The organism is Rhizobium leucaenae USDA 9039, from assembly GCF_000426285.1.
Taxonomy (GTDB): Bacteria; Pseudomonadota; Alphaproteobacteria; order Rhizobiales; family Rhizobiaceae; genus Rhizobium; species Rhizobium leucaenae.
Map to the genome: position 1 here is coordinate 1 of NZ_AUFB01000084.1, position 2234 is coordinate 2234.

The 2234-nt window shown below is 58.6% G+C and carries 3 protein-coding genes; 2 read left to right on the plus strand and 1 reads right to left on the minus strand.

All coding sequences use genetic code 11. From position 1 onward, the window contains the following. Together tnpB and tnpC are read left to right on the plus strand one after the other, a co-directional pair. Positions 1–236: IS66 family insertion sequence element accessory protein TnpB (gene tnpB, locus K290_RS39065; protein WP_028755399.1), on the plus strand; the 236-nt coding region annotated here is incomplete at its 5' end. Positions 237–304: 68 nt separating this feature from the next. Then, on the plus strand, positions 305–1963 hold the full coding sequence (gene tnpC / locus K290_RS0133230) for an IS66 family transposase (protein WP_004129019.1): 1659 nt from the start codon (positions 305–307) through the stop codon (positions 1961–1963). Here tnpC and K290_RS0133235 read toward each other — a convergent pair. Next, positions 1944–2177: a DUF6429 family protein gene (locus K290_RS0133235; RefSeq protein ID WP_004129017.1), complete on the minus strand. Its 234-nt coding sequence runs from the start codon at positions 2175–2177 to the stop codon at positions 1944–1946. The two genes, tnpC and K290_RS0133235, sit on opposite strands and share 20 nt — an antisense overlap. Positions 2178–2234: the final 57 nt, after the last annotated feature.

The following is a 2234-nucleotide window of genomic DNA, read 5'->3' on the forward strand; positions in this document are numbered from 1 at the left end:
CGTTCCAGGGCGACGTTTTTGTTTTCCGCGGGAGAAATGGTCGATTGATCAAGGCCCTATGGCATGACGGTGTCGGACTATCGCTTTATGCCAAACGGCTCGACCGAGGCCACTTTATTTGGCCGGCGACAGTGGACGGAGCCATTGCCCTTACAGCCGGGCAGATGTCCTACCTTCTTGAGGGAATAGACTGGCGAAATCCGCAACAGACATGGCGTCCGACGAGCGCCGGATAGGTGCATTTTGCGGCTCGAACCTTGAAGAAAAGCTATGCAAATCAGTGGCTTTGTGGTTTGATCCGGACATGGAAAACGGCCTGGAAAACCACTCCGATTATGCCGCTGCACTTGAAGCAGAGCTGGTCGTGGCGCGTGCGGAGCGCGCCGTTGCCTTAGCCGAACTTGCCGTCGCCAAAGCCAAGGAAGCGGACGATCAAGCCACCATTCTGCGTCAGAAGGTCCATATCGAAAAGCTGCAAAGGCAATTGCGTGGTCAGAAATCGGAGCGGACTGCCAGGCTGATCGCTCAAATGGAGCTGATGCTCGAGGATGCCGAGGCGGCGGCCACCGAGGATGAACTTGCCGCTGAAATGGCCATTGCTGCGGCCGCCCCCATTGCTGTCGCCGGCTTCACACGCAAACGCCCCGTTAAGAAGCCATTCCCCGATCACCTGCCGCGCGAGCGTGTCGTTGTGCCCGGTCCGGTCGCCTGCAGCTGCTGCGGTAGTGACCGGCTGCGCAAGCTGGGCGAAGATGTCACCGAGACGATGGAGAGCATTCCACGCTCCTGGAAAGTCATTCAGACGGTGCGCGAGAAGTTCACCTGCCGCGACTGCGAGAAGATCAGCCAGGCACCGGCCCCATTCCACGTCATTCCCAGAGGCTGGGCAGGTCCAAGCCTTCTGGCGATGATCCTCTACGACAAATTCGGCCAACACATTCCCCTTAATCGTCAGGTGGAACGATTTGCGCTTGAGGGCGTGTCAATCAGCCTGTCGACGGCAGCCGATGCTATCGGTTCTTGTTGCCATGCCCTTGATCCAATCCTGAGGCGGATCGAGGCTCACACCTTTGCAGCCGAGCGGATTCACGGCGACGATACCACGGTTCCGGTTCTCGCAGCCGGCAAGACCGATACTGCTCGGATCTGGACATATGTGCACGATGATGCCCCGTTCGGTGGCACGGCGCCGCCGTCGGCGATGTTCTATTATTCCCGCGACCGCAGCGGTGACCATCCGCAGGCGCATCTGGCCGGCTATTGCGGCATCCTGCAAGCAGATGCCTATGGCGGTTATACCAAGCTCTATCTTCCTGATCGCAGTCCAGGTCCGATCTATGAGGCAGCGTGCTGGGCGCACGCAAGGCGACCATTCTTCATCATGGCCGATCTCGAGGCCAATGCCCGGCGCAAGGCTCAGGGCAAACCCGCTGCCGTCATCTCACCAATCGCCATCGAGATGGTGCGCCGGATCGATGCGCTGTTCGAGATCGAACGTCAGATCAATGGCCAGACGGCCGATGAGCGCAAGGCGACGCGTCAGCAGCATAGCAAGCCACTGATCGCCAACATGGAGCGGTGGGTGCGCGAGCAACGTGCCAAGCTGTCTCGCGACAATGATCTGGCCAAAGCGTTCGACTACATGTTGAACCGCTGGGTATCGTTTACTCGTTTCCTCGACGATGGCCGGATCTGCCTGTCGAACAACGCGGCAGAGCGTTCGCTGCGCGGAATTGCATTGGGAAGAAAGGCTTGGCTATTCGCCGGCTCCGACCGTGGTGGTCAACGAGCTGCCGCCATGTACAGTTTGATCGTCACCGCAAAGATGAACCATGTCGATCCGCAGGCCTGGCTTGCCGATGTGCTTGCCCGTATCGCCGACCACCCGGCAAACAGGATCGACGAGTTGTTGCCGTGGGCTTGGAAGGCCGAAAAGGCGGCACCTATTGCGGCGGCCGCGTAAACAGTTCCCGAAACAGCTCCTCTGACCGTTGCAGGCCTTCATCCGTTAAGATCAACGACTTCGACTTGTTCACCGGATCGGCGATCAGCCCCTTCTTGAACAAACGATCCGTCGTCTCCCAGTCCAAACCCTTCCAGGCTCGATACCCGTCATGCAGCGTCAGCCACAACAGCGCCAGCACCGCATCGTCGATCTTGTCTTCGTCGATATCCATTGCGAGAGCTTATCACGTGCAAATACGAAATTAATGCGGTACTCGCCGAATGCGTAC

Coding starts and splice junctions, on each gene's coding strand:
- K290_RS0133235 (WP_004129017.1), bottom strand. CDS start 2,177: ATGGATATCGACGAAGACAAGATCGACGATGCGGTGCTGGCGCTGTTG.
- tnpC (WP_004129019.1), top strand. CDS start 305: ATGGAAAACGGCCTGGAAAACCACTCCGATTATGCCGCTGCACTTGAA.